General features: G+C 75.2%; 23 protein-coding genes. 8 read left to right on the plus strand and 15 right to left on the minus strand.

Annotated features, from left to right (window positions below; genetic code table 11):
- Positions 1-35: 35 nt before the first annotated feature.
- Complete coding sequence (locus ACFY7E_RS19260) at positions 36-806, plus strand: response regulator (protein WP_389486359.1); 771 nt, start codon at positions 36-38, stop codon at positions 804-806.
- A gap of 19 nt (positions 807-825) precedes the next feature.
- Here ACFY7E_RS19260 and ACFY7E_RS19265 read toward each other — a convergent pair whose 3' ends face one another.
- From ACFY7E_RS19265 to ACFY7E_RS19275, 3 genes are all read right to left on the minus strand, one after another.
- Positions 826-1,272 (minus strand): ATP-binding protein, encoded by a 447-nt coding sequence (locus ACFY7E_RS19265; protein ID WP_383442122.1) that lies wholly within the window; start codon positions 1,270-1,272, stop codon positions 826-828.
- Positions 1,273-1,366: 94 nt separating this feature from the next.
- Positions 1,367-3,352 carry an NAD-binding lipoprotein gene (locus ACFY7E_RS19270; protein WP_389486361.1) on the minus strand — a complete coding sequence of 662 codons (1,986 nt, stop codon included), beginning with the start codon at positions 3,350-3,352 and terminating at the stop codon, positions 1,367-1,369.
- 84 nt (positions 3,353-3,436) lie between these two features.
- Positions 3,437-4,243, minus strand: coding sequence for an NPP1 family protein (locus tag ACFY7E_RS19275; RefSeq protein WP_389486532.1), 807 nt, complete (start codon positions 4,241-4,243; stop codon positions 3,437-3,439).
- A gap of 186 nt (positions 4,244-4,429) precedes the next feature.
- Here ACFY7E_RS19275 and mgt point away from each other — a divergent pair, with 186 nt between their 5' ends.
- Entirely contained in the window at positions 4,430-5,626 is a 1,197-nt protein-coding gene (mgt, locus tag ACFY7E_RS19280; protein ID WP_389486363.1) for a macrolide-inactivating glycosyltransferase, read from the plus strand.
- A 64-nt stretch (positions 5,627-5,690) separates the two neighbouring features.
- On the opposite strand, the gene secD is transcribed toward mgt, so the two are convergent.
- Together secD and ACFY7E_RS19290 are read right to left on the minus strand one after the other, a co-directional pair.
- Positions 5,691-7,979 (minus strand): protein translocase subunit SecD, encoded by a 2,289-nt coding sequence (secD, locus tag ACFY7E_RS19285; protein ID WP_389486365.1) that lies wholly within the window; start codon positions 7,977-7,979, stop codon positions 5,691-5,693.
- A gap of 144 nt (positions 7,980-8,123) precedes the next feature.
- Complete coding sequence (locus ACFY7E_RS19290) at positions 8,124-8,738, minus strand: hypothetical protein (RefSeq protein WP_389486367.1); 615 nt, start codon at positions 8,736-8,738, stop codon at positions 8,124-8,126.
- Between the two features lie 197 nt (positions 8,739-8,935).
- Here ACFY7E_RS19290 and ACFY7E_RS19295 point away from each other — a divergent pair, with 197 nt between their 5' ends.
- Positions 8,936-9,649 carry a lysophospholipid acyltransferase family protein gene (locus ACFY7E_RS19295; RefSeq protein WP_383442105.1) on the plus strand — a complete coding sequence of 238 codons (714 nt, stop codon included), beginning with the start codon at positions 8,936-8,938 and terminating at the stop codon, positions 9,647-9,649.
- Positions 9,650-9,693: 44 nt separating this feature from the next.
- Here the strand turns inward: ACFY7E_RS19295 and ACFY7E_RS19300 are convergent, their stop codons facing one another.
- The 6 genes from ACFY7E_RS19300 to ACFY7E_RS19325 all read right to left on the minus strand — a co-directional run bounded on the left by ACFY7E_RS19300 (position 9,694) and on the right by ACFY7E_RS19325 (position 15,660).
- Entirely contained in the window at positions 9,694-10,617 is a 924-nt protein-coding gene (locus ACFY7E_RS19300; RefSeq protein WP_389486369.1) for a glutaminase, read from the minus strand.
- Positions 10,614-11,705, minus strand: a complete 1,092-nt coding sequence (locus tag ACFY7E_RS19305; protein ID WP_389486371.1) for an enoyl-CoA hydratase/isomerase family protein — start codon at positions 11,703-11,705, stop codon at positions 10,614-10,616. Before ACFY7E_RS19305 ends, ACFY7E_RS19300 begins: the two co-directional genes overlap by 4 nt.
- Before the next feature lie 96 nt (positions 11,706-11,801).
- Positions 11,802-12,485 (minus strand): GNAT family N-acetyltransferase, encoded by a 684-nt coding sequence (locus tag ACFY7E_RS19310; RefSeq protein WP_389486373.1) that lies wholly within the window; start codon positions 12,483-12,485, stop codon positions 11,802-11,804.
- A gap of 287 nt (positions 12,486-12,772) precedes the next feature.
- On the minus strand, positions 12,773-13,477 hold the full coding sequence (locus ACFY7E_RS19315; RefSeq protein ID WP_389486375.1) for a ribonuclease H: 705 nt from the start codon (positions 13,475-13,477) through the stop codon (positions 12,773-12,775).
- Between the two features lie 54 nt (positions 13,478-13,531).
- Positions 13,532-14,449, minus strand: coding sequence for an AAA family ATPase (locus ACFY7E_RS19320; RefSeq protein WP_389486377.1), 918 nt, complete (start codon positions 14,447-14,449; stop codon positions 13,532-13,534).
- A gap of 2 nt (positions 14,450-14,451) precedes the next feature.
- Positions 14,452-15,660 (minus strand): RNA ligase, encoded by a 1,209-nt coding sequence (locus ACFY7E_RS19325; RefSeq protein WP_389486379.1) that lies wholly within the window; start codon positions 15,658-15,660, stop codon positions 14,452-14,454.
- Between the two features lie 194 nt (positions 15,661-15,854).
- Here ACFY7E_RS19325 and ACFY7E_RS19330 point away from each other — a divergent pair, with 194 nt between their 5' ends.
- Together ACFY7E_RS19330 and ACFY7E_RS19335 are read left to right on the plus strand one after the other, a co-directional pair.
- A complete protein-coding gene (locus tag ACFY7E_RS19330; protein WP_389486381.1) occupies positions 15,855-16,223 on the plus strand; it encodes a hypothetical protein in 369 nt (122 codons plus the stop codon).
- Between the two features lie 112 nt (positions 16,224-16,335).
- A complete protein-coding gene (locus tag ACFY7E_RS19335) occupies positions 16,336-16,917 on the plus strand; it encodes a dienelactone hydrolase family protein (protein WP_389486383.1) in 582 nt (193 codons plus the stop codon).
- Here ACFY7E_RS19335 and ACFY7E_RS19340 read toward each other — a convergent pair.
- Positions 16,907-17,338 carry a protein-tyrosine phosphatase family protein gene (locus ACFY7E_RS19340; protein ID WP_389486385.1) on the minus strand — a complete coding sequence of 144 codons (432 nt, stop codon included), beginning with the start codon at positions 17,336-17,338 and terminating at the stop codon, positions 16,907-16,909. The two genes, ACFY7E_RS19335 and ACFY7E_RS19340, sit on opposite strands and share 11 nt — an antisense overlap.
- Positions 17,339-17,540: 202 nt before the next feature.
- Between ACFY7E_RS19340 and ACFY7E_RS19345 the strand changes: the two genes are divergently transcribed.
- The gene (locus ACFY7E_RS19345; RefSeq protein WP_389486387.1) at positions 17,541-18,755 is read left to right on the plus strand and encodes a YncE family protein; all 1,215 of its coding nucleotides are present in this window, start codon (positions 17,541-17,543) and stop codon (positions 18,753-18,755) included.
- A 55-nt stretch (positions 18,756-18,810) separates the two neighbouring features.
- Here ACFY7E_RS19345 and ACFY7E_RS19350 read toward each other — a convergent pair whose 3' ends face one another.
- Positions 18,811-20,397 carry a TrkA C-terminal domain-containing protein gene (locus tag ACFY7E_RS19350; protein WP_389486389.1) on the minus strand — a complete coding sequence of 529 codons (1,587 nt, stop codon included), beginning with the start codon at positions 20,395-20,397 and terminating at the stop codon, positions 18,811-18,813.
- Positions 20,398-20,450: 53 nt separating this feature from the next.
- Between ACFY7E_RS19350 and ACFY7E_RS19355 the strand changes: the two genes are divergently transcribed.
- Complete coding sequence (locus ACFY7E_RS19355) at positions 20,451-21,830, plus strand: NAD(P)/FAD-dependent oxidoreductase (protein ID WP_383446762.1); 1,380 nt, start codon at positions 20,451-20,453, stop codon at positions 21,828-21,830.
- Between the two features lie 74 nt (positions 21,831-21,904).
- Here the strand turns inward: ACFY7E_RS19355 and ACFY7E_RS19360 are convergent, their stop codons facing one another.
- Entirely contained in the window at positions 21,905-22,726 is an 822-nt protein-coding gene (locus ACFY7E_RS19360) for a hypothetical protein (RefSeq protein ID WP_389486391.1), read from the minus strand.
- Positions 22,727-22,949: 223 nt separating this feature from the next.
- On the minus strand, positions 22,950-24,023 hold the full coding sequence (locus ACFY7E_RS19365) for an asparaginase (protein WP_389486393.1): 1,074 nt from the start codon (positions 24,021-24,023) through the stop codon (positions 22,950-22,952).
- 168 nt (positions 24,024-24,191) lie between these two features.
- Between ACFY7E_RS19365 and ACFY7E_RS19370 the strand changes: the two genes are divergently transcribed.
- The gene (locus tag ACFY7E_RS19370) at positions 24,192-24,656 is read left to right on the plus strand and encodes an Lrp/AsnC family transcriptional regulator (protein ID WP_389486395.1); all 465 of its coding nucleotides are present in this window, start codon (positions 24,192-24,194) and stop codon (positions 24,654-24,656) included.
- The last annotated feature ends 25 nt before the right edge of the window (positions 24,657-24,681 follow it).

Genomic DNA, 24,681 nt, shown 5'->3' on the forward strand with positions numbered 1-24,681 from the left:
GTCGCCGGGCCCCCCGGGGACCTAGAGTGCCGGATGTGCCAGGCAATGACTTCGTGTTGCGGACCACTCCGCAGGAAACGGCCGCCGCGGCGGACGCGGCGGTCGGCGATCTCGCGCGGCGCCTCGTCCGGCGGCTCATGAACGATCCCTCGCGACCGGCACCGGACGACCGCGCGCAGGCCCTGGCCCTGCTCCACGTCCTGGATCACCTCCAGAAGGCCGCCGAACGGCTCCAGCAGGAAGCGGTCGTGGCCGGCGCCCGCGCGGGGGCCGGCTATCCGCAGCTCGGCGCGGCCTGCGGCATGACCCGACAAGGAGCCCGCCGGCGCTGGCCGGGGCTCTTCGACCACTCACACGACAAACCCACGGAGCAAGCGATCATGACCACCCCCGCCCGCCCCTTCGACGTCCTGCTCGTCGAGGACGACGTCGCCGACGCCATGCTCATCGAGGAGGCACTCTCCGAGCGCGGGGCCCGCAACCTGGTCCAGGTCACCGACGGGGTCGCCGCCCTCGAGCACCTGCGCGCCGCGGACACCGCCCGGCCCGACCTCATCGTCCTCGACCTGAACATGCCCCGGATGAACGGCCGGGAGCTGCTGAAGGTCCTCAAGTCCGACGAGGACCTCCAGACCATTCCCGTGGTCGTCCTGACCACGTCGACGGCGCCCGACGACGTGACCGGGGCGTACAGCAGCCACGCCAACGCCTATGTGACCAAGCCGGTCAACCTGGAGGAGTTCGAGCAGGCCGTCCAGAGCATCGACGCCTTCTACCTCGACACCGCCGCCCGCCCGCGCCCCTGACGTCCGGAAGGGGGCGGGTTCAGTCCAGGTCGATGCGGGCCGTGATGCGCTTGCCGACCGGCTCCCGCCGGACGCGGAGGTCCCGGGCGACGGCCTTGACGATCTCCAGGCCGTGCTGGCCGATCCGGTCCGGATCGGCGGCATGCGCCGCCGGGACCGTGGGTTCGCTGTCCCACACCACGACGTCCACGGTCCCGGCGTCGATGCTCAGCTGCAGCAGCACCGGGCCCGGGGCGTGCCGGCGGGCGTTCGTGACCAGTTCGCTGACGACGAGCCGTGTCAGCTCCGTCGCCCGCTCGGAGACGGGCACGCCCCAGACGGTGCGGGCCTTCTCCAGGAAGGCGGTGGCGTGGTCGCGGGCCTCGGCCGTGAGCCCGTCGCCCTCGTCCCACGCGTACCCGACCTGCATGAGGTCGTCCTCGGGCACGGCACAGTCGTCGCCGTCGGCACCGGCCGTCGTCGTCATCGTCTTCCCCCCGTGTTCACGCGCGCGTCCACCCGCCCTGACGTCGTGTCCACCATAGGTGTTCTCCGGCGCGCTCAAGGGGGCGGTCCGGGTGTCAGTCGCCCGGTGCGACGAGGACGACCTGGTCCCGCGCGTGCCAATACCGTACGCGGGCCTTGGGCGGGTTGATGCGCATCCCGTGGTCGGAGGCGGTCGCGGAGCGGTAGCCGATGGCGCATTCGCCGCGGCGGGCGGCCGACGCGGCGACGGCGGCGAAGGAGGTCGTCCGGCCGGTGGTGACGTAGTGGGCGGCCGGGCGGAGGTGGAGGGTGTTGCCGGCCGGGGAGAGGAGTTCCTCGAACACGGCGGTCAGATGGGGGTTCTGGGAGATCTGGGTCATGAGGAGGCCGACGAGCCTGCCGCTGACGACGAAGTCCGCCCCGGGGTGCCGCGGCGCGATCAGCCGGTTGCGGTCGTCGGCCATCTCGGTGACGACGGGCACGTGACGGCCGGTCTCCTCCTCCCCCGCCCGCAGGTGCAGGAGGGTGACGAGGGTCCGGTCGTCCGGGTCGCCGCGGCCGGGGCGGGGGTCGGGTCCGAGCACGATCACGACGTCGTAGCGGGTGAGGTCGAGGGCGTCCGTCGTCGACCGCAGGGCGGGGTCCCCGGGGTGGTGACGCACCGGCATGCGGGGGGCGAGGGCCTCGGCGGCGGACCGGACGGCGGCGGTCGTCGCGGCGCGCGGCCCGGCGACGACGTCGAGGGTGGAGCCGGGCGGGGTGCGCCGTGACAGCTGGTCGACGATCCGGGGCGCCCTGCGGTTCCAGCCGAGGAGGAGGACGCGTTCGGCCGGGGCGGGGGCCGGGGGCGGCGCGTGAATGAGCGCCTTCGGGTCGTGGGGCACGGGGAGGTCGGACAGCCGGGTGGCGTGCTCGTCCCGCGCGATCACGAGGAGGTCGTCGCCCTCCCGGAAGCGGGCGGACAGGGGCGGGTTGAGCGTCACGGCGCCGTCGTCGTGGGCGATGCCGACGGCGACGGACTCCGGGCAGGCTCCGGCGGCCTCCCCGAAGGTCAGGCCGGGCAGGCGGGGGTCGCGCAGCGTGTGGAACTCGTGTCCGGTGAAGTCGAGGAGTTCCTGGTGCACGAGGGAGAGTCCGGGCTGCCGGGCGCAGTCGACGACGAGCCGGGCCGAGAGGTCGTCCACGTCCAGGACGGTGGTCCGGGGGCCGCCGGCCAGCCGGGCGGCGGTGAGGTGCCGGTCGTCGCGCACGGCGGCGACGACGCGGACCCTCCGGTCCTCCCCCAGGGTGGCCGAGAGGGAGAGCAGGGTCTTGACGGTCTCGGCGTCGTCCCGGGGGTCGTCGCGCGGCAGGACGAGGACACAGTCCGCGGTGGCCGGGCTCACGCGGGCGAGGGCGACGGGGTCGGCGGGGCGGCCGGTGCGGCAGAGGACGCGGGTGCGGCCCGTGGCGCGGGCGGTGGTGTGGAGGTCCTCCTCCATGGCGGACTTCTCCCGGTCGGCGAGGACCGCGATCACGCGGCGGCTCCGGGCGGTGCGGGCGGCGACCAGTTCGGAGACGACGGTCGGGGCCTGCTCGGACCAGCCGAGGACGACGGTGTGGCCGCGCTCCAGGATCGTGGCCCGGCCCCGGTCGAGGGCCATCAGCCGGTCGGTGAGGCCGGTGGTGATGAGGCTGACCAGGGTGGAGACGTAGAGGAGGGCGATGAGGGCGAGGAGCACGGACAGGACGACGCGCAGGGGCGGTCCGACCTCGCCGCCCAGGCGCATGGTCTGCCCGGTGTTGCGCCAGACCGCCGCGATCCTCGCGCCGAGGGTGGCGGGGGCGCTCCGGTCGGTCCACACCAGGAGGGCGCTGACGGGGACGACGAGTGCCAGGCAGCCGAGGGCGAGCCAGCCGCAGAGGGCCGGCATGCCGCGGGCGAGGGTGGTGTCGACCCAGTAGCGGAGGCGTGCCTCCGCCGAGGGGGCGGGGTACGGCGGCCGGGGCCGGGGGGTCGTGGTGTTCGCGGCCCGGGCCGCTCCGGGTCCCCGTGCGGTGTTCCGCTGTCCGGGGACGGCCTTGTTGCCTTCTTTGCGCACGTCGGCAGCGTGGCGCCCCGCCGGGTGCGGCGGGGCGCCATCGGTGTGGATTCATCCCTTCGTGGGCGGCCGGAGGGGGTCGGGTCAGCCGTTCGGGTCGAAGGTGATCCCGGCGGGTTCGGCCTTGGCGAGGTGGTCGGCGAAGCTTCCGTCCCCGAGGCCGAAGTGCGCGCTGCCGAAGTCGGCCGCGACGAGCTTCTCGCGGATGCCGGCGGGGTAGCCGTTCCAGCCGACCAGGGTCGGGAACTGCCAGGTGCCCCGGTGGTTCTCGGGCGGTTCGTCGTGGGTGTTGGCGGGGCGGAAGCAGTGGGTGCCGATGCCGTCCTTGTGGTAGACGACCTTGGGGTGGGTGCCGTCCCAGCGGATCCGGTCGCGGGCGTACGTGTCGAAGTCGCCGTGGGCGGAGGTGGAGACGTACTCCGCCCGGTCGTTCCGCACCCACACCACGACGTGTTCCCAGTCGTGGCGGTGTCCGCCGAGGCTGCTGCCGGGCACCGCCTGGTCCTTCTCGAAGTAGAGGCCGTAGAGGATCGCGCACCAGCCGTTGTTGCACTTCGCGCGGGAGTACCCGTTGGTGGCGGCGAGGTCGGAGGCGTCGCGGCACTGGCCGTTGAGGGCGCCGGAGGGGTTGAGGCCGCCGTTGAGGGTGCCGTCGGGGCCGATGGCGGCGGTGGGGTAGCAGCCGTCCGTGTCGTAGTCGAAGGCCGGCTGGAAGGTCTGTTCCAGGGCGTCGGCATTGCCGGGCAGGGCGGGGGGCGGTGCGGCGAGCGCGGTGCCCGGGAGGGCGATGACCAGCGCGAGGGCGCCGGCGAGGGCGAGGGCGCCCCGGGTGGCGTGCACGGGTGTCTTCAACTGCGTCCCCCTGGGGTCGGACGGCGGGTGAGGGTTCACGGCGTACGGCGGGCGTCGACGCGTGCCGCACGGCGCATGCGCCATCGTGGCATGATCACGTCAACATCGGGAGACGCCACACACTCCCGGCGGTGAACACCACCCGACCGGCGATGGACCGGTTGCACCGGAGACTCCCGGGAAAATCACTAGACGAGACGTACCGTCTCGTCTAAGGTGGCCGTCATGACCACTGCCTCCCCCGCGCACATCGCCATGTTCTCCATCGCCGCCCACGGCCACGTGAACCCCAGCCTGGAGGTCGTCCGCGAGCTCGTCGCCCGGGGCCACCGGGTCAGCTACGCCGTCCCCGCCTCCTTCGCCGCGAAGGTCGCGGAGACCGGGGCCACCCCCGTCGTCTACACCTCGACGCTCCCGACCGACGACGATCCGGACGCCTGGGGCACCGAACTGATCGACAACATCGAGCCGTTCCTGGCCGACGCCGTGCAGGCGCTTCCGCAGCTCGCCGAGGCCTTCGACGGGGACCGGCCAGACCTGGTGCTGCACGACATCACCTCGTACCCGGCCCCCGTCCTCGCCCACACGTGGGGCGTCCCCGCCGTCTCCCTCTGGCCGAACCTCGTGCCCTGGGAGGGGTACGAGGAGGAGGTCGCCGAACCGATGTACGCCGAGCTCAAGGCCTCGCCGCGCGGCAAGGCGTACTACGCGCGGTTCGAGGAGTGGCTCGCCGGGCACGGGATCGACACCCGCCCCGACCGGTTCGTCGCCCGTCCGCGCCGCGCGATCGTCCTCATCCCCCGCGCCCTCCAGCCGCAGGCCGACCGGGTCGACGAGTCCGTGTACGCCTTCGTCGGAGCCTGTCAGGGCGAGCGCGCCGACCAGGGCGCGTGGGAGCGGCCGGCCGGCGCGGAGAAGGTGCTCCTGGTCTCCCTGGGTTCCGCCTTCACCAAGCAGCCCGCCTTCTACCGGGCCTGCGTCGAGGCGTTCGGCGGGCTGCCGGGCTGGCACGTCGTCCTGCAGATCGGGAAGTTCGTCGACCCGTCCGAGCTGGGCGCTCTGCCGGACAACGTGGAAGTGCACTCCTGGGTGCCCCAGCTGTCGATCCTGCGTCAGGCCGACGCCTTCGTCACCCACGCGGGCGCGGGCGGCAGCCAGGAGGGCCTGGCCACCGCCACCCCCATGGTGGCCGTGCCGCTGGCCACCGACCAGTTCGGCAACGCCGACACGCTCCGGTCCCTGGGCGTGGCACGGCACCTGCCGCTGGAGGAGGTGACCCCCGAGCGGCTGCGGGAGTCCGTCCTCGCGCTCGTCGACGACCCCGAGGTGGCCCGCCGCGCGCGCGGGATCCAGCAGTCGATGGCCCGCGAGGGCGGCACGCGGCACGCCGCCGACCTGATCGAGGCCGAACTGCCGGGCTGACGGCTCCCACGGACGGGGCCGTCCCCGTCACCCCGTGCCGGGCGGCGCGACGGGGACGGCGGGGTCAGACGACGGCGCCCGTACGGCGGCGCGGTGCGGGAACCGCCGGGGCGGGGGCCGGGTGGCGGGTCTCCAGGGTCACGGCCAGCGGGATCGCGGTGAAGACCGTGGACGCCATGCCCAGGACGACACCGGCGAGCAGCGCGACCGAGAAGTCCGTGAGCGAGTCCCCGCCCAGGACGGCGAGCGCCACCAGGACGAAGAGCGCGCCCATGCCCGTGTTGACCGTACGCGGAAGGGTCTGGGCCACCGCCCGGTCGGCCAGGTCGGTCAGTGGTACGCCGCCGCCGCGGCGCCGCAGTTCCCGCAGCCGGTCGAGCACCACGACGGAGTCGTTGACCGAGTAGCCGACGACGGTCAGCAGCGCGGCCAGGAACACGCTGTCCACCGGCTTGCCCAGCCAGGTGAAGAGGCCGATCACCAGGAGGACGTCCTGGGTCATGGCGGCGACGGCGGCCGTCGCGTACGTCCAGCGGAACCGCACCGTCAGGTAGAGGAGCTGGGCCGCCACCGCCAGGCCGAGCGCGAGCAGGGCGTGAGTGCGCAGCTCGCTGCCCAGGCTCGGGCCGATCAGGTCGTCGCGCTCGACCGTCACCGGTCCGGCGACCCCGGTGAGCGCCTCCCTGATCTCCCGCTGTTCACCGTCGCCGGTCTCCTTCACCCGTACCGACACGTCGGCGTCGCCGGTGGTCTGCACGACGGCGTCGGGGAAGCCGGCGGCCGTGACGGCCGCGCGGGCCGCGTCGGCGTCCACCGGGCGGTCGGCCGCGTACTGGACGACCCGGCCGCCGGTGAACTCGACGCCGAACTCCATGCCCCGGACGCCGATTCCGGAGAGGGCCGCGAGGAGGAGCCCGGCGCAGCCGGTCAGCCAGCGGCGGCGGTGGGCCGTCAGGCGCGGGACGCGGCGGGTGAGCCGGGTCCGCAGCCGGCCGAGCGCGGCGATGCCGGTCACCGCCGGCCGCCTGCGCACGGCGGGCAGCCGGAGGGTCAGGTCGGCGAGGAGGCGGGTGACCACCATGGCGGTGAGGAGCGAGGTCACGACGCCGACGGCGAGGGTCACGCCGAAGCCCTTGACCGGGCCCGTGGCGAAGACGAACAGCAGGCCGGCGGCGAGCAGGGTGGTGATGTGGGAGTCGGCCACCGCGCTCCACACCTTGCCGAACGCCGTCGTCACCGGCCGCCGCGGATCGCGCCCGGCGGTCCTGCCCAGGGCCGCGTACTCCTCCCTGGCCCGTTCGAAGACCAGGACGTTGGCGTCGACGGCGATGCCGACGGCCAGGACGAAGCCGGCGAGGCCGGGCAGGGTGAGGGTGGCGCCCAGGGCGACCACGGCGGCGTACGAGATCAGGCCGTACAGCAGGAGGGCCACGGTGGCGAGGAGGCCGAGGAGCCGGTAGACGACGATGACGAAGAGCCCGGTGCAGGCGAGGCCGATCACCGCCGCCAGGGCGCTGGCCCGGATCGCCTCCGCGCCGAGCGTCGGGCCGACGGTGCTCTGCTCGACCGTCGTCACCGGGACGGGCAGCGCGCCGCCCTGGACGAGCGCGGCGAGGTCGCGGGCCTCCTGGCCGGAGAAGCCGCCGGTGATCTGCGCGGAGCCGCCGCCGATGCCCGCCCCGCAGGGGACGCCCGTCTGCATGCCGGGCGCGGAGACGATCCGGTCGTCGAGGACGATGGCGACCCTGCGGGCCGGGTCGCCGGGGGACGCGCAGGCGGCGGCGCCGGTGATCCGCGCCCAGTCGTCGGCGGCCCGGTCGCGGAAGGAGAGGTCGACGGTCCAGCCCCGGCCGCTCGTGGTGTCGAGGACGGCCTCCGCCTTCTCGACCCCGTCGCCGGTGAGGGCGGGGGCGGCCAGGGCGAGGAGACGGCCGGACGCGTCGGGGTCGGCGAGGACGCGCGTGCCGTCGGCGGCGGCCGGTCCCGCCGGTCCCTTCGCCTCGCCGGTGACGGCGTGGAAGGTGAGCTGGGCCGTGCGGCCGATGGTCTCGGCGGCCTTGCGCGGATCGCGCAGGCCGGGGAGTTCGACGACGATGCGGCGTTCGCCGGAGCGGGCGAGGGAGGGTTCCGCGACGCCGAGGCCGTCGACGCGCTTGCGGAGCACCTCCAGGGCCCGGTCGGTGGCCGCGGTGTCGGCGCGGGCGGTGGGGCCGTCCTCGGTCTGGAGGACGATGCGGGTGCCGCCGCGCAGGTCGAGTCCGAGGCGGGGCGGGGCGGTCAGGGTGATCCAGAGGGAGAGCGCGACGACGGCGAGCGCGAGGAGCGCGCGCCACAGCGTGGCACGAGAGGACATGGGTGTCTCCACGGGCAGCGCACGGGCCGGCGGGCGCGGTCCCTGGGGACGCGCGGGCCGTTCCCGTGCCGGGCGTACGGTCGGAGGCGCGTCGGCGACCGGCCCGGGGCATGCCGAGGGCCCGGACGGCGACGCGGGGGAACGTCAGCTGCGCCGGGCGGAGGGAGGACCCCGGGGGTCCCTCGGGACGTGCGTCCCGCCGGGCGGCGCCCGCTCGCGGCGGGGATCGCCGACGAGGAGGCCGCGCGGGGGGAGGAAGAGGTCGACGGGCGCGGCCACGGGGGCGGCGGGCGCCGCCGGGAACCGCACGGAGTGCTCGACGGCCGCCGGGAGCCCCGCGACGGCGGCGGGCGCGAGATGGGGCTCCGGCGGCGCGAGCCGGTGGGCGGGGGCCGGTACCGGGGCCGGGGCGGTACGGGGCGTCGCGGCCGGGTCCGGGAGGGCGGGACTCACGGTCACGGCCGACGCTGTACGGGACACCGGGTTCACGGCCGGAGGCACGGAAGCCGTGGGGGCCGTCGGAAGGGCGGCCGGATCCCCGGGGGCCGGGGCGGGAAGCCGGGCCGCACGGGCCGGGGAGGCCGGGTCCGTACGGAGCACCCGGCTGACGGCCGGGTCCGGGGCCGGGGAGGCCACCGCCGTACGGGTCGCCGGGACCGGGTCCGAGGCCGACGCGGGGGCCGGGGTCAGGATCAGGGACCAGAGCGCGCAGAGCAGGGCGGGGACGAGGGTCGCGAGGCGCCGTGCGGAAGGCTCCACCGCCCGGCACCTCCCCCGTCCGTGGCGGCCCGTCGTGCCGGGCCGTCCGGGGTCAGCGTAGACCGGCGGGGAACGTACCCGGTCACCGGCTCTCGTGCTGAGTACGACGGTTGAGTACGTCCGCTCATGCCGGGCCGTCCCGGTCCCGCGACGATGACGGGGTCAGCGCATCCTCCTCGGCTCCAGGGGGCCCGTCCGTGCTCAGCCGCATCGCCGCCCGCGTCGTCCCGTTCTTCGGGCGACTGACCGTCACCGCCGACCCGGGGGCGCGTCTCGCGCCCGGCAGCATCCTGGTCGTGAACCACACCTCGCTCGCGGACCCGGCGCTCGTGCTCGCCGCGCTCCGCCGGCGGCTCGCGGTCGAGCCCGTCCTGATGGCGACCTCGGGGCTCTGGCGGGTCCCGGTCCTCGGCCGGGCCCTGACCCGCGAGGGGCACGTGCCCGTGCACCGGGGCACGGCCCACGCGGCGGCCGCCCTCGACCGGGCGGCGGTCGCGCTCGCGTCGGGGCGGCACGTGATGCTGTACGCGGAGGGGCGCATCCCGCCGCGCCGGGACTCCGCCGAGAACCCTCCCGAGGCGTTCCGGACCGGGCTCGCCCGGCTCGCCCTGGCCACCGGGGCGCAGGTCGTGCCGATCGGTCAGGCGGGGGCCCGGCGGATCACCTCCGGCGGGCGGGCGAAGCAGCTCGCCGGGGTGCTCACCGCGCCCGTCCGCAGGCCCGGCCTCCACGTCCACATCGGGGCGCCGCTGACGCTTCCCGCCGACGTGGCCGAGGCGACGGCGCTCGCGCACGGGGCCGTCACCGAGGCCTGGCGGACGGCGGCCGGGGCGCTGGGCGAGCCGGCGGCCCTGGGGGGTGTCTGCGGGGGTCCGGTGGAGGCGCCGCGGGCGCGCCGGCGCCGGGCCTGAGGCCCGGTCGTACCGTCGGGTCCCGCGTCCCGTCGGGTCCCGCGTCAGAAGACGGACAGGCCGGTGATGGTGGTGAACCGGTCGAGGGCGGCGACGCCCGCCACCGAGTTGCCCCGGCTGTCCAGGCCGGGGCTCCAGACGCAGAGGGTGCAGCGGCCCGGGACGACGGCGACGACGGCCCCGCCGACGCCGCTCTTGCCCGGGAGGCCGACGCGGTAGGCGAACTCGCCGGCCGCGTCGTAGGTGCCACAGGTGAGCATGACGGCGTTGACCTGCTTGGCCTGGCTGCGGGTGAGCAGCCGGGTGCCGTCGGCGCGCAGGCCGTGCCGGGCGAGGAAGCCGGTGGCGAGCGCCAGGTCGGCGCAGGAGGCCTCGAGGGAGCACTGCCGGAAGTACTCGCGCAGCAGGTCGGGGACGGGGCCCGTGATGTTGCCGTAGGAGGCCATGAAGTGGGCGAGGGCGGCGTTGCGGTCGCCGTGGGCCGCTTCGGAGGCGGCCACGTCCGGGTCGAAGGCGAGGTCCGGATTGCCGCTCTCGGCGCGCAGGAAGGCGAGCAGGCTTCCGGAGGCGTCGCCGGTGAGGCGGTGCAGGCGGTCGGTGACGACGAGGGCGCCGGCGTTGATGAACGGGTTGCGCGGGATGCCGTTCTCGTACTCCAGCTGGACGAGGGAGTTGAACGGGTCGCCGGAGGGTTCCCGGCCGACGTGGTTCCAGAGGGCGTCGCCCTCTCCGGCGAGGGCGAGCGCGAGGGTGAAGACCTTGGTGACGGACTGGGTGGAGAAGGGGCGCCGCCACTCACCCACCCCGTGGACGGTGCCGTCGAGTTCGGCGACGGCCATGCCGAAGTCGGCCGGGTCGCCGGCGGCGAGGGCGGGGATGTAGTCGGCGGGGGCGCCCCGGTCGGCGAGCTCCGCGATCTCCTCGGCGATGCGGTCGAGCACCGGCTGGAAGGAGGCGGTCGTGGTCACGCGCGGGCCCCGGGATCCGGGTCGGTCCCGTCCCCACTGGTGGCCAGTCCCAGGTCTCCGCCGGGCGGCGGCGCGAAGTAGCGGGCGACGTCCGCGTCCGTGACCGCTTCGAGGGCGGCGGGGGTCCAGTGCGGGTCGCGGTCCTTGTCGACGACCTGGGCGCGGATGCCCTCGACGAGGTCGGGGGTGCTCAGGGCGGCGCAGGAGACTCGGTACTCCAGGTCCAGGACTTCTTCCAGGGTGGCGAGGGCGCGGGAGCGACGGAGGACGGCCAGGGTCGCCTTGAGGGCGCTCGGGGACCTCGTGAGGAGGGTGGCGGCCGTCTCCTTGGCGGCGGGGAGGCCGGTGTCGAAGAGGCGCTCGACGATCTCCTCGACGGTCGGGGCGGCGTAGCAGGCGTCGATCCACTCCCGCTGCCCGGCCAGGACGCCGGGCGGGGGCACGGAGGCGTGGCGGGCGAGGGCCTCCTCGGCGGGCAGGCGCGTCAGGTCGTCGGCCAGGGCGGGGAGTTCGGCGGCGGAGACGTAGCGGTCGGCGAGGCCGGTGAGGATCGCGTCGGCGGCCCCGACGGGGGTGCCGGTGAGGGCGAGGTGGGTGCCGAGTTCGCCGGGGGCGCGTCCGAGGAGGTACGTGCCGCCGACGTCGGGGACGAAGCCGATGCCGGTCTCGGGCATGGCCACCTTGGAGCGTTCGGTGACGACGCGGTGGGAGCCGTGGGCGGAGACCCCGACGCCGCCGCCCATGACGATGCCGTCCATGAGGGCCACGTACGGCTTGGGGTAGCGGGCGATCCGGGCGTTGAACCGGTACTCGTCCCGCCAGAAGGCCGCGGAGGCGGTTCCGCCGACGCGGGCGTCCTCGTGGATGGCGCGGATGTCGCCGCCCGCGCACAGGCCGCGCTCCCCCGCCCCGTCGATCACGACCGTCTCCACGGCCGGGTGGTGCTCCCAGGCGGTGAGGGCCTCGTCGACGGCGAGGACCATGGCGTGGGTGAGGGCGTTGATGGCACGGGGCCGGTTCAGGGTGACGAACCCGGCGCGGCCCTCCGTCCGGAGGAGTACGTCGGTGGTTCCGGTCGGCACGGTCACTCGGTCCCTTCGGGCGGTACGGCTCGCTGTCCCGGCCACCGTACCGGGACGCGTGCGACCGCCGCCCCGGGAGCCCCGGGGCGGCGGTCGCGGGCCTCAGGCCGGGAGCAGGTCCTGGGGGACGCGGACCTGGCGCGGGGCGGCCATGCGGAGTTCGACGATGTCGCGGACGGTGGGCCACTCGTCGTCGAGGACCGAGTAGAAGGCCGTGTCGCGGACGGCGCCGTCGAGGCCGCGGGAGTGGGCGCGGCGGACGCCCTCGCAGGTCGCGCCGAGGCGTTCGATGGCGATCCTGGAGCGGGTGTTGCGGGCGTCGGCGCGCAGGGTGATGCGCCGGACCCCCCAGACCTCGAAGGCGTGCCGGAACATGAGGTACTTGGCCTCGGTGTTGATGCCGGTTCCCCGGGCGGCGCCCGCGATCCACGTGTTGCCGATCTCGGCGGCGTCCGGGACGGCGGCCAGGGGATCCCCGTGGGGCATGCCGGGGACGGGCGGCCAGACCAGCGGGCCCCGCCAGTAGTCGAGTTCGAGGAAACGGGTCGAACCGACGACCCGTTCGTCGGCCGTACCGACCACGGCGAAGGGCAGGCAACGGCCCGCCGCCTGGTCCGCGAGGGCGCGGGCGATGTAGTCGAGGGCCGATTCGAGGCCGTCGGGCACGGGGGTGAAGGCGTAGGCCGATCGGTCCGCCCCGCCGGCCCGGGCGAGGGCTTCGGCGTGCCGCATCGCCAGCGGCTCCAGGCGCACGGAGCGCCCGGTCAGGAGAACAGGTACTGGCACGGAACCTCGGGTCTTTCACGGGCAGGGGAGGCTCCCGTCGCGGAGGGTCCGCGACGGCAGCTGGAGGGAGGTTCTCGCCGATGCCGACCATGTCGTGAGAACGACGAATGAGCAGGTGAGAGCGGTTCGTCACCGGTGCGAGGAGGACAGTATGCAGCCCCGGCCCCCCGGAGAACAGAACCCCGGACGAACCCGCGTACACGGGTGGGTGAAGCCTCTCGTACGCCCCGGACCCGTCGGTCTCACGCAACGGACGGGGCCGCCCGCCAGTCGGACGGCCCGGCCGTTCAGACGCAGGTGGGGTGGCCCCAGCCGTCGGGGTTCCTGCTGATGGTCTCGCCCTTGTCGTAGGCCTTTCCGCAGCGGCAGCGGCCCGCGAATCTCGCCTTGAGCGTGCCGCCGGACGGGCGTGTCCGGCGGGCGGAGGAGGTGCTGCCGGACCCGGTCCGTGAGCCGGAGGGCGCGGAGGAGCGCGAGCGGGGCGCGGAGGCCCGTGCGGGCGCCTCCGGCGGGGGCAGCGGGGCTCCGGAGTCGGAGCCCGCGGCCTCCTGGGTGCGGGCGCTGTGGCTGGCCGCGCGGTCGGCGGCGTCGTTGAGGGGGTCGCCGTCGACCTGGTGCGCGGGGGTGTGGACGAAGTCGACGTCGCGGCCGGTGAGCAGCGCGTCGATGCGGACCACCAGGTCCTTGTTGGCGACGGGGCTGCCGGAGGCGGTCTTCCAGCCCTTGCGGCGCCAGCCGGGCAGCCAGGTCGTGACGGCCTTCATGGCGTACTGCGAGTCCATGCGGACCTCGACGGGCACGCCGGGGTCGAGGACCTCCAGGAGTCTTTCCAGGGCCGTGAGTTCGGCCACGTTGTTGGTCGCCCGGCCGAGCGGGCCCGCCTCCCAGCGGTCGACCGAACCGTCGGCCCGGCCGATGACCCACGCCCAGGCCGCGGGGCCGGGGTTTCCCTTCGACGCGCCGTCGCACGCCGCGATGATCTTTTCCACCATCCCACGATCCTGACACGGCGCCGGGGGCGGCCGTTGCCGCCCCCGGGCCGCCGGTCAGAAGGCGCCGTAGTTGACCTGCCAGGTGGGGAGGCCCATGCGGCGCCACAGGGCCACGACGCGGTCGCGGTCGTCGAGGGAGACGCGGACGGCGTAGCGGCGGCGCACGTGGGTGTCGAAGAGTTCCGCCTTGACGAGGTCGTCGCCCCGGCCGTCGCCGGAGGCCCGCATCCACAGCTCGTCGTAGGGCACCTCGTGCCGGGCGAGCCACTCCTCGGTGAGGGCCCGGTGGTCCTCGCTGCGGCCGGACAGGAGGACGATCCGGTCGCGCTCGGCGTTCCGGAAGGCCCGCAGGGCGTCGCGGACGGAGATGTTGAGGGCGTCGCGGTCGCAGCGGGTGAAGTCGTACGGGCCGCGGTCGACGCGCAGGGCGAGGGTGCCGTCGATGTCGCACATGACGGCGGTGGGGAGCGCCGGGTCCGCGACGTAGGGCTCGACGGCGGGCCGGTCGTTCAGCCAGTCGGCGGTCAGGCGCCAGCCGCCCCGGGTGGCCTTGGCGTGCTTGTCGGCGAGGATCCGGATGATCTCCTCGCCGACGGGCCGCTCGCGGGCGGCGTCGCGGCGGACGCACTCGTCGACGGGGACGCCGGTGAAGTCGTGGACGGCGAAGGTGACGTCCAGGCCCGCGACGGCGGCCTTGAGCCGCTTGGGGATGTGCGGGGTGAGGTGGGTGTTGTCGACGACGACGTCGAAGCCGCCGTCGACGGCCGCGCGGACGGTGGCGTCCTGGACGGCGAGGACGGTCTGCTCCCGGGTGTGCGAGCGGCCGCGCTCCGGGTCGGGCAGGTCGAGCATGGCGCGCAGGTCGTCGAGGTTGACGCGGCGCACGCGCCCCTCGGCGTCGGCCTGGAGGGCGCGGGCGGCCGTCGTCTTCCCCGAGGCGGGAAGTCCGGTCATGACGTGAACGACGGGCACGGTCAGTTCTCCTGGTCGTGGGCGAAGGGGTCGGTGGCCTCGGGGCGGATCTGCCGCCAGACGAGGAGGTCGGTCGGGCGCCCGTCGAGGCGCTGGAAGAGGGCGCCGCGCAGGCCCTTGTCGGGCAGGCCGGCGGCGGCGCGGGCGAAGGCGGCCCGGTCGCCGGCGAGGTGGGACAGACGGGCGTACGTCTCCTCGACGGCCCGCTCGCGGTCGGCGGCGGCCGTCTCCAGACCGGCGACCACCCCGCGCACCCACTGGTCGAACTCGTCGGGGACCTGCTCCAGGAGGGCGTCGAGGGGCTTGCCGCCGGAGGCCTCGACGTCGGCGAGGGAGCAGCCGAGGCCCTTGGCGACCCGGCCGGCGGGCAGGGCGGCGAAGCGCTGGATGCCGTGACCGCGCCAGATGTCGCGCTCGGTGACGCCGGTGAGCACCTTGTGGAGGCGGACGTACTCGCTCAGCTTGGCCTTGGCGCGCAACCCGGAGGCGAAGCGGAGCACGAAGCCCTCGGCGTCGGTGCCGGTGGCCGGGCGGCCGCCCGGCAGGGTGTTGGACTCGGTGAGGGCGACAAGTTCGCCTAGGGTGGCGACGGACCAGGTGCGGACGACGCTGCCGAGGGGCGCCCAGGAGGCGGCGGCCTCGGCGAGGGGCACCTCGGTGCCGTCCGGGCCGAAGGCGGCGAGCAGCACGAGGTCGCGGCGCTCGCCGTAGTTCACGACGATCCGGTTGGCCGGGTAGAGCATCTCGGCGAGATAGGTGGTGCCGGGCGTCAGGCCCGTGGTGTCGGCGGTGTCGAGGCGGCGCTGCGCCCAGACGGCCTGGGAGCTGGTGAAGGAGCCCTTGGAGGCGGCGCGCCAGCGGCCGGCGTAGTGGAAGACCACGGCGAGGCTGCCGTCGACCTTGTCGTACACCTCGAAGGGCTCGTCGGGCAGCGGGGGCGCGTAGGGGCTGCCGGTGGCGTGCTCGGCGAGGTTGAAGAACTTGGGCAGGGGCAGTCCGACGATCCGGCCGGTGCCGTCGTCGGCGACGAGGCCGCGGCAGCGGAGGGTGGCCCGGTTCCAGTGCTGGGCGTACTGGCACGCGCGCGTGTACGTGTAGATCGACAGCGGCAGCTCGGGGTGCCGCTTCCGTGTCACGTGCCCGTCGGCGAGGGCGGCGGCGAGCTCGTCGGACGGCATCAGGTCGTGCAGAGTCAGGGTGTCCTGGCTCATGGGGTCCCCTCCCGTGGTGTCGCGATGATCCATTCTCGGGCGGGAGCGACGGGAAGAACAGTGATTATCGGACCGGAAGGGGTCCGTCGGGGTGACGACCGGGCTCCCGGGCCCGGTGGTGTCGGCGGTGCCCCGTAGACTCGCCGTCGCCCTGTCGGTGACGGACGCCGGCGCAGACGAAGGAAGCGAGCCCCATGAACCACGCGGACGGCACGGCACCGATCTACGCCGAGCTCATACGGGAACGGGGGGATGTTCCCGGTGACGTCCGCCAGACCGCGGAGGAGGTCCTGCGGGACCTGAGCCGGGTCATCCGGATTCCGCCGCCGGGCGCTCCCGCGCCGCAGGGCGGCGTCGCGCACGCGGGCGCGCCGCACGCCGGGGCCCCGATGGGCCAGGGCGGTCCGGCGGGCCCGGGGGGTCCGATGGGTGCCGGGGGTCCGATAGGGCAGGGCGGTCCGATGGGGCAGGGCGGTCCGGGCGGTCCGATGGGCGTCACCGGTCCCATGGGCGTCGTGGGTCAGGCGGCGGGCGCCGTCGTCGCGCACCGGCCGCAGCGGTAGCGGTCCTCTCTCCTCGGGGCGGGGCGTTGTCGGTGCCGTGCGCCATGCTGCCTCCCGGGACGGCTCGTGCCACGAGGGGGCGGGCCGCGCACGGCGACCAGGAGACGACGACATGGCCGAGGTTCTGCTCTTCCACCACGCGCTCGGGCTGACGGAGGGCGTGCGTGCGTTCGCCGACGGACTGCGGCGCGCCGGGCACACCGTGCACGTGCCCGATCTGTACGAGGGGCGTGTGTTCGAGGACCTGGCGGCCGGAGTCGCGTACTCCTCGGAGACCGGTTTCATGGCACGCGCCGACCGGATCGCCGGAGAACTGCCGGAGGCCCTCGTGTACGCCGGACTCTCGCTCGGCGTGCTGCCCGCGCAGAAACTGGCCCAGACCCGTCCCGGAGCCCTCGGCGCCCTGCTGATCAGCGCGTGCGTGCCGGTGGACGCGTTCGGCGCGGCCTGGCCGGAGGGCGTGCCCGTGCAGGTGCACGGCATGGAGGCGGACCCGTACTTCGCCGGTGAGGGGGACCTGGCGGCGGCGCGCGAGCTGGTGGCGGGCGCGGCGGACCGGGAGCTCTTCCTGTACCCGGGGAGCACGCACCTCTTCACGGAGCGCGGCACGCCGTCCTACGCGCCGGACGCGGCGGCGCTGTGCGCCGAGCGGGCGCTGTCCTTCCTGGAGGAGCCGGAAGGCGTCACGGCGTGAACCGGCGCACGTAGCGGCGCTGCCAGGGGGTCTCCACGGCGTGCCGGTCGTAGTGGCGGCGCACGTACGCGACCGCCTCCCCGGCCGGGACCCCGTCGAGGACGGCGAGAACGGCCAGGGCCGTGCCGGTACGGCCTCGGCCGCCGCCGCAGGCGACCTCGACGCGCTCCCCGGCGGCGCGCTCCAGGGCCTCGGCGAGGACGGCGCGGGCCGTGTCCCGGTCGGCGGGGAGCCGGAAGTCCGGCCAGCGCAGCCAGACGGACTCCCAGGACACCTCGGGCGGCGTCCGGCCGAGGAGATGAACGGCGTACGTCGGGGCGGGGCCCCCGGGCAGCGGGTGGCGCAGGCCCCGGCCGCGCACCAGGCTCCCGGAGGGCAGCCGCAGGACACCCGGGGCGGACTCCTGCCAGAGGGCGGTCATCGTGTCACCGTAACCACCGGGGCGCCCCTCCCGGGGCGGAACGGGATCGTCCGTTCGGCCGACCCCGGTGTCGTCCGTCCCGCCACGGGGCGGGGGCCGCCCGGCGGACCGCACGGGGGCGGGCCGGGGCGGAGGATCGGTGCAGGGCGCGGGCCCGGCTCCCCGGGGCCGTCCGCGCGGCCGCCGTACCGAGGAGTCCGTCATGACGAAGTCCCGCCGCCCGTCCCGTACCGCCCGGGTGCTCCTGCCCGGCGCGGTGGCCGCCGTGCTGCTCGCGGGGTGCGCCGGGGGCTCCGGGGACACGGCCGCGACGGACCCGGCGGCGTCCGGCGGACCGTCCTCCTCCGCCGTCGGCTCCCCCGCCGCCGGTTCCTCCGCCCCCGGTTCCTCCGCCCCCGGTCCGGCGGTCACCGCGGCCCCCTCCCCCGGTCCCGGGGGCGGGCCCGCCCCCGGCACCCTCCTCGTCACCGACTTCGGCTCCGACACGGTCACCTTCGTCGACCCCGTACGGGGGGCCACCGGGTCCGTGGAGGTGGGCACCGCGCCGTACGGTCTGGCGCTCGGCGCCGACGGGCGCGCCTGGGTGGCGACCGCCGAGGGGGTGGCGGTCGTGGACACCGCCGCCCGGAAGCGGCTCGCCCTCGTCCCGTACCGGACGGACACCGGGCCCGTGACCACGGGCGAGTACCGGGGCGGCGGCATGGGCGTCGCGCTCGCGCCGGACGGGAGCCGGGCGTACGTGGGGGTCAACGTGCCCGGCGGGAACGGCGCCCTGGAGGTGATCGACACGGCGGCGCTGCGGGTCACGGACGCGGTCCCGGTCGGCCGGCGCCCGTTCGACGTGGACGTGTCGGGGGACGGCACCGAGGTGTACGCGACGAACCACGACTCCTTCGACGTCACGGTCGTCGCGGCGGGGACGCTGGAGCCCCGGCGGGTGGAGGTCGCCCCGTACGGCACGGAGGGCGGGCTCGGCTCCTGGCTCAAGCCGCACTACGCGGCGGTGCGGCCCTCGGACGGAAGGCTGCTCCTGCCGTTCGAGGGCGAGCGGCTCGCCGTGGTCGATCCCCGGACGGGCGGGACGGCGGTCGAGCCGATGGCCGCGAACACCCATCAGCACGGGGTGGCCGTGACGGCCGACGGGACGCTGCTCGCCGTGGGTGCGGGGCCGATCGATCCGGACGCGGACCGGGGGCCGTCCCTGACGGTGCGCGCGCCGGACGGCGAGGAGCGGGTGTATCCGCTGGAGGGGCCGCACGAGAGCGTGGCCGTGTCCCGGGACGGGCGCACGGCCTATGTGACCGGCGGGTTCACCCGGGACGGGTACTGGGACGGCCTGACCGTCGTGGACCTCGCCTCGGGCGACACCCGCCGGCTGGCGGCGGGGTCGCGGCCCCTGGGGATCGTGGTGCTCTGAACGGAGGGGCCCGGGCGGGGGCGTGAAGGCCGACCACCGGGGCCCGGGGCGGGGTTCAGAGGCCGACGATCAGCTGGACGCAGACGATCTTGACGATGATCGCGAGGGCGAAGAGGGTCGCGTAGCCGGTGTTGACCCGGCTGTCGGAGACGCGGCTGTTGGCGTACGCGGTGATCGCGGGGTTCCCCACGTAGCCGGCGAGGAGCCCCATGGTGCGGGGGCGGCTCTGGCCGAGCAGCCGGGCGACGAGGACCATCAGGGCGTAGCTGAGCAGGGCGCCGGCGAGGAGCACGGCGAGGAGTTTCAGGCCGAAGAGGGAGAAGGCCTCCCGGCGGAAGGCGTAGCCCGAGGTGAGGCCGACGCAGGCGAGGAAGAGCAGCAGGCCGATCTGGCGGAGCGTGAGGTTGGCCCGGGTCGGGAGGACCCACACGAGGGGGCCGGTGCGGCGGAGGCGGCCGAGGACCATCGCCATGACGAGGGGTCCGGCGGCGGTGCCGAGGGAGAGGACCGTGGAGCCGACGGTGAGCTTCGGGATGCCGACGAGGAATCCGGCGGCGAGGCCGAGGCCCATGCTGACGGCGCTGACCTCGCTGACCCGGGCCTCGGTGTCGCCGAGGAAGGCGGTGACCTCGGCGGTGCGTTCGCGGGGCATGACGACGCGGATCCGGTCGTCGAGCCGGAGCAGCAGGTCGTCGTGGGCCAGGAGGTCCTGGTCGCCGCGGCGGACGCGGGTGGCTTTGGCCCCGTAGCGGTCGCCCAGGCCCAGTTCGGCGACGGTGCGGCCGGCGAGGTCGGGGTTGGTGAGCAGGACGCGCCGGTAGTCGACGACGTCGCGCCGGTCGAGGAGGTGGGCGGGGGCCAGGGTGCCGAGGGCCTCGACCCCGGCGGCGACGGCCTCGGGGCCGCCGACGAGGACGACCTGGTCGCCCGGGGCGAGGGCGTCGGGCGCGCGGGCGACCCGGGGGACGCCGCCCGCCGGACGGTCCACGCTCGCGAGGAGCCGGCCGTCGGCGGCGCCGGGGACGTCGGCCCAGCGGACCGGCCGGGCGACGTCGACGGTACGGGTGATCAGCTCCGCGGGGAGGCCGCTGCCGGGGTCGCGGCGGGAGGGCCAGTTCCGCACGGCGGCGACACCGGCCACGAAAAGGATGGTGAGAACGACCGCGAGGGGGTAGCCGATGGCGTAACCGGTGGCGGGCTGGGCCGGATCGGGAGAGGAGGCCTGGGCGGCGGCGAGACCCGGAGTGGTGGTGCCGATGCCCGCGTAGCCGCCCGCCAGATAGGGGCCGTCGATGCCGAGGACGGTGCTGCCGAGGAAGCCGACGGCGAGGGCGGTGAGGACGAGGGCGACGACGGCTCCGGTCATCACGGCGAGTTGCGGGCGGAGTTCGCGGAAGAAGGCGGGTCCCGCCTCCAGGCCGACCGTGTACACGTACAGGGCGAGGCCGAGGACGGAGAGGCCCGCCGGAACGGCCGGACCGATGTCGGGGTCGAGCGCGCCGAGCAGCAGTCCGGCGAAGAGGACACCGGCGGCGCCCAGCCGTACGGGGCCGAAGCGGACCATGCCGAAGAGCGATCCTGCCGCAATGACGATAAAAAGGGTGAACCACGGATAATCAGCGAAAAATTGCCCCATGGTCATACTCAGCCACAACCAGTGGCTCCATGCACGCTCATAACGGAAGGGCGGACAGCGTGACGCGACCGAGGATTCTCGTGGTGGGCGCCGGCTTCGCCGGAGTGGCCTGCGTACGGCGGCTCGAAAGGCGGCTGGCGGAGCGGGAGGCGGTCATCACGCTCCTTTCGCCGTTCTCGTACCAGCTCTATCTGCCGTTGCTGCCCCAGGTGGCGGCGGGGGTGCTGACCCCGCAGTCGGTCGCCCTGTCGCTGCGGCGCAGCGAACGGCACCGGACCCGGATCGTCCCCGGCGGGGTGGTCGGCATCGACACGGCCGCGAAGGTCTGCGTGGTGCGGACGATCTCCGGGGAGTACGTGAACGAGCCGTACGACCACATCGTGCTCGCGCCCGGCAGCGTGACCCGGACCTTCGACATCCCGGGGCTCACCGAGTACGCGCGCGGGATGAAGACGCTCGCGGAGGCCGTGTACGTCCGCGACCACGTCATCGCCCAGCTGGACCTGGCGGACGCCAGCAACGACGAGGCGGAGCGGGCCGCGCGGCTGCAGTTCGTGGTGGTCGGCGGCGGCTACGCGGGGACGGAGACGGCGGCCTGTCTCCAGCTGCTCACCCACAACGCGGTCAAGCGGTACCCGCGGCTCGATCCGGATCTCATCAAGTGGCACCTGGTGGACATCGCGCCGAGGCTCATGCCCGAGCTGGGCGAGAAGCTGGGGAAGGCGGCGACGGACATCCTGACCCGGCGCGGCATCGAGGTGTCGCTCGGTGTGTCGGTGGCCTCGGTGGACGAGAAGACGGTGACGCTCACGGACGGGCGCGTGCTGCCGAGCCGGACGCTGATCTGGACGGCCGGGGTGGCGGCGAGCCCGCTGATCGGCACGCTCGGCACGGAGACCCTCAAGGGCCGGGCCGTCGTCACGCCCGAGATGTGCGTGCCGGGGCTCGACGGGGTGTGGGCACTCGGGGACGCGGCGGCGGTGCCCGACCTCGCCAAGGGCGAGGAGGGGGCGATCTGCCCGCCGACGGCCCAGCACGCGATGCGGCAGGGCAAGGCGGTCGCCGACAACCTGGTCTCGACCCTGCGCGGCGAGCCGCTCCACCCGTACCGGCACAAGGACCTGGGGCTCGTGGTGGACCTCGGCGGGATGGACGGGGTGTCGAAGCCGCTCGGCGTCGAGCTGCACGGGATGCCGGCGCAGGCCGTGGCCCGCGCCTACCACTGGGGCGCGCTGCGGACCAACGTGGCCAAGACCCGGGTGATGACGAACTGGGTGCTCAACGCCCTGGCCGGGGACGACTACGTGCGGACCGGGTTCCTGGCCTCGAAGGCGGGGACGCTGAAGGACTTCGAGTACACCGACGCGTACCTGTCGCCGGATCAGGTCCGCAGCCACACGGCGTCGTTCCGCGGGGCGGTCGCCTCCGGCGGGAACTGAGGGACGGGAGACACACCCGAGGGGCGCCCGGCGGAGAGCCGGGCGCCCTTCGGCGTGTGTGCTGGACGGCGGTGTCAGCGGGCCAGTTCGGTGGCGGGGCCCATGACCACGACGGGTTCCCGGGCCGGGTCGAGGGCGCGCAGGAGTTCGCGCAGGTCCTCGCGCTCCAGGGTCACGCAGGCCTGGGTGGGGCCGTCGTGGTCGACGTGGATCCAGACGCCGCCGCCCTTCTCGGCGCCGAGGGGGCGCTCCCTGTCGAGGGGGCTGCGACCGGGCACCCGGTTGTAGTCGATGGCGATGACGTGGTCGAAGGAGCCTTCGAGGGGTTCGCCCAGGAAGCCGGTGCCGCTGATCGCGAACTGGTCGTCCCGGTCGTACGGCAGGAGGGCGCCGGGGTCGGGCAGCCGGCCGCCCGCGTCGCCGAGCCGGAAGACCCCGATGGGGGTGCGCAGGTCGCCCGCGGTGTGGTCGGCGGTCCAGCCCCGGAGCGCGTTGTGGGTGGGCCAGGGGCCGGCCTGGACCTTCCAGCCGGTGGCGGGGTCGCGGGAGTAGAGCGTCGCGGTGGAGCTGCTGGAGTCGGCGGAGGCGCCGATGACCACGAGGGCCTGGGAGGTGCCGTCGGGGACGGAGGCGTGGAGGACGGGGCCGACACCGGGGAGCCGGGCCGCGGACTGCGGGGCGGCGGCGGGGTCGCCGACGGCTCCGCCCGGCGCGCCCGGGGCGGGACGGGCGCCGTCGGCGGGCGCGGGCGCTGGCGCGGCGGCGGGGGTGGTCGTGCGGGCCGGAGTGGTCGTGGGGGCGGGCGGGGCGGCGGGAGTCCCGCAGGCGGTGAGCAGCAGGGCGGCACACAGCGTGCCGGCGCTCAGCAGCGCGGGGGTGCCCTTGCGGACGGGCATGGGACGGCATTCCTCCTGACCGGGGGCGGGGCGGCGATCTGACCGGAGGGACAGTGCAGCGATCCGTACCCGTTCGGCGGGCGGGGCTGCCGCCGGTCCCGCGCCCTCACCCGTACGGACGCGCCCTCCCGGTGCCTCAGGGCGGCCCGCGGAAGCGGTTGACCGGGCCCGGGGGGCGGGGCTTCAGGAGGGCGCTGGACGAGCGGGGTCCCGGGAGCGCCGGTCAGGCGCGGGTGGCGAGGGCCGGTTCGGCGCGGACCGGGCCGTCGAGGAGCCGGCGCAGGAGCGCGGTGGCGCGGGCGCCCGTGCCGCCCTCCTCGGCGAGGAGCGTGGCGAGGACGGCGATCCGGGCCTGGGCGGCCCGGAGGGTGCCGGTGAGGAGGGCTCCGGCGGCGACGAGGTCGACCGCGCCGCCGCCGGTGTAGATCTCGGCGAGCGGTCCCGAGGGGACGCGGGTGGTGACGGCGACGAGGACGCCCCGGGCGACCGCGTCCGCGACGGCGGCGGCGATCTCCGGGGTGGCGTTGCCCGCGCCGGTGGCGACGAGGACGATGCCCCGGGCGCCGGCGGCGACGGCCGCGTTCAGGAGGAACGGGTCGCCGTCGGAGTGGTGGGTGACGATGTCGACGCGGGGCAGCGGGGCGGCACCGGTGGCGCCGGGCTCCGCCGTGCGCGCGGCGGCGGGGAGGGGCAGCGGGACCGGGCGCTCGGGCCGGCGCTCGACGTCGACGCGGGAGAAGCCGACGCGGCCGAGGCGCTCGCCGGTCGGGTCGGAGAAGGCGTCGGCGGCGAGGGTCCGGTACTTCACGGTGCCGCGCGCCGCGTGGACGCGTCCGTCGAAGACGACGAGGACGCCGAGGTCGCGGACGATGGAGGCGACCTGGAGCGCGTCGTAGAGGTTGCCGGGGCCGTCGCCGTCGCCGGTGCCGAAGGGGCGCTGGGCGCCGGTGAGGACGACCGGGCGGGCGTCGGTGTGGTGCAGGTCCAGGAGGAAGGCGGTCTCCTCCAGGGTGTCGGTGCCGTGGGTGATCACGATGCCGTCGACGCCGGGGTCGGCGAGCGTCTCGTGGACGGTGCGCAGGAGGGCGAGCTGGTGGGCCGCGGTCATGCGCGAGCTGTTGACGTTGAAGAGGTCGACGACCTCGACGGCGACGTCCTCCGGGAGGGGGGCCGTGGCCAGGACGTCGCTGCCGGAGGCGTCGGCCGCGTAGCCGGTGCCCTGCCAGCGGCTGGCGATCGTGCCGCCGGTGCTGATGACGACGATCCTGCGCGCTGCCCCGTCGTGCGTCCGCTTCATGGCTGCCGTCCTCGACTCCGTACCGAAAGGGGGCCCCGACCCCGTGGGGAAAGGGCTCACGAAAGGCCCCTCCAGAGGCCTCCGGGTCCGCAAGGATAGGACAAACGGTGCGCAATGCGATTGCCGAATGGGCCGCTGAAACGTCTCTTCGTGGCAGGATGTTGCGCCATGGACCGAATCGACCTCCACATCTTGCGCGAGCTCCAGGACGACGGCCGACTGAGCAACCAGGAGCTGGCCCAGCGGGTGGGCCTCAGCCCCTCCCCCTGTCTGCGGCGGGTGCGCCAGCTGGAGCGGGACGGGGTGATCCGGGGCTACCGGGCGATCATCGATCCGGAGGCGGTGGGGCGGGGCTTCGAGGTGCTCGTCTCGGTGGAGGTGCGGCGGGACCGGGAGACGGTGGAGGCCTTCGAGGAGGCGCTCCGGGACGTGCCGGACGTGATCGAGGCGTACCGGCTCTTCGGGAGTCCCGGCTGTCTGCTGCGGATCGCGGTGGCGGACCTGGCGGCGTACGAGCGGCTGTGGATCGAGCGGCTGACGACGCTGGCCGGGGTGACCGAGGTCAACTCCCAGATCATCATGAAGCGGATCAAGGAGCCGAAGGGGATACCGGTGGACGTCCGGGGCTTCTGACGACACCCGGACGCGTTCGGCGGGC

It is taken from the genome of Streptomyces sp. NPDC012825, from assembly GCF_042900925.1.
In the GTDB taxonomy this organism is placed as follows: Bacteria; Actinomycetota; Actinomycetes; order Streptomycetales; family Streptomycetaceae; genus Streptomyces.

Excerpts from the sequence above, each read along its gene's own strand:
- ACFY7E_RS19265 (WP_383442122.1), bottom strand. The coding sequence starts at position 1,272 with ATGACGACGACGGCCGGTGCCGACGGCGACGACTGTGCCGTGCCCGAG.
- ACFY7E_RS19370 (WP_389486395.1), top strand. The coding sequence starts at position 24,192 with ATGGACCGAATCGACCTCCACATCTTGCGCGAGCTCCAGGACGACGGC.
- mgt (WP_389486363.1), top strand. The coding sequence starts at position 4,430 with ATGACCACTGCCTCCCCCGCGCACATCGCCATGTTCTCCATCGCCGCC.
- ACFY7E_RS19325 (WP_389486379.1), bottom strand. The coding sequence starts at position 15,660 with ATGAGCCAGGACACCCTGACTCTGCACGACCTGATGCCGTCCGACGAG.
- ACFY7E_RS19335 (WP_389486383.1), top strand. The coding sequence starts at position 16,336 with ATGGCCGAGGTTCTGCTCTTCCACCACGCGCTCGGGCTGACGGAGGGC.
- ACFY7E_RS19345 (WP_389486387.1), top strand. The coding sequence starts at position 17,541 with ATGACGAAGTCCCGCCGCCCGTCCCGTACCGCCCGGGTGCTCCTGCCC.
- ACFY7E_RS19360 (WP_389486391.1), bottom strand. The coding sequence starts at position 22,726 with ATGCCCGTCCGCAAGGGCACCCCCGCGCTGCTGAGCGCCGGCACGCTG.
- secD (WP_389486365.1), bottom strand. The coding sequence starts at position 7,979 with ATGTCCTCTCGTGCCACGCTGTGGCGCGCGCTCCTCGCGCTCGCCGTC.
- ACFY7E_RS19330 (WP_389486381.1), top strand. The coding sequence starts at position 15,855 with ATGAACCACGCGGACGGCACGGCACCGATCTACGCCGAGCTCATACGG.
- ACFY7E_RS19350 (WP_389486389.1), bottom strand. The coding sequence starts at position 20,397 with ATGACCATGGGGCAATTTTTCGCTGATTATCCGTGGTTCACCCTTTTT.
- ACFY7E_RS19315 (WP_389486375.1), bottom strand. The coding sequence starts at position 13,477 with ATGGTGGAAAAGATCATCGCGGCGTGCGACGGCGCGTCGAAGGGAAAC.
- ACFY7E_RS19365 (WP_389486393.1), bottom strand. The coding sequence starts at position 24,023 with ATGAAGCGGACGCACGACGGGGCAGCGCGCAGGATCGTCGTCATCAGC.
- ACFY7E_RS19340 (WP_389486385.1), bottom strand. The coding sequence starts at position 17,338 with ATGACCGCCCTCTGGCAGGAGTCCGCCCCGGGTGTCCTGCGGCTGCCC.